This is a genomic window from Cupriavidus sp. SIMBA_020, assembly GCF_046535395.1.
Lineage (GTDB): Bacteria > Pseudomonadota > Gammaproteobacteria > Burkholderiales > Burkholderiaceae > Cupriavidus > Cupriavidus campinensis.
The window spans coordinates 1-277 of sequence record NZ_JAWRWU010000444.1; the positions used below are offsets into that span (position 1 = coordinate 1).

Genomic DNA, 277 nt, shown 5'->3' on the forward strand with positions numbered 1-277 from the left:
CGTGAGCGCGTCGGCGAGCCGCGGGCAATCGGTGTCCGGCACGCTGAGCGTGGCGTCGTCGTGTGTATTGACGACCAGGTCGTCGCACAGCAGCGGGCAGAACGGACAGGTCCAGTCGCGCGTGGTCGACAAGGCGGGCACGTTGGCCGCGCCCGAGGGGCTCGTGTTCGACGGATCGGTCGGTGGAAGGTGCATGGCTTCGTTTTAGCAAGCTCCATGCCGATGGCCGCGATAGTGCAACGACGCTCGCGCGGATCGAATCGTGCACCGCTAATGT

The 277-nt window shown here is 66.1% G+C and carries 1 pseudogene; it reads right to left on the reverse strand.

The window, feature by feature from the left end:
* Positions 1 to 195, reverse strand: a pseudogene (locus SB751_RS29970) (formylmethanofuran dehydrogenase); the annotation flags it as partial.
* Positions 196 to 277 lie beyond the last annotated feature (82 nt).